Below are 206 nucleotides of genomic sequence, written 5' to 3'. Positions count from 1 at the left end.
CCCGATGAGCTGCTCCGTGTTCCTGTCACAGTGCGTGAGCCGGTGTTCAGGGTCACGGCAAAACTGGCACAACCGACGGTTAATGCCTATGGCCGGCACTTTTCCCTCAAGCCGGGCATGACCCTGTCCGCCGATGTGCAACTGGCGGAACGGAGCTTGCTGCAATGGCTGCTGGAGCCCATTTACAGCCTGCGGGGGCGCCTGTG

General features: G+C 62.1%; 1 pseudogene. It reads left to right on the top strand.

Annotated features, from left to right (window positions below):
* Positions 1-206, top strand: a pseudogene (locus Q1A48_RS21690) (hypothetical protein); the annotation flags it as partial.

This window comes from uncultured Microbulbifer sp., from assembly GCF_947489355.1.
Classification (GTDB): Bacteria; Pseudomonadota; Gammaproteobacteria; order Pseudomonadales; family Cellvibrionaceae; genus Microbulbifer.
The sequence above is the reverse complement of the archived record's forward strand: the minus strand, read 5'-3'. Positions and strand labels throughout refer to the sequence as shown.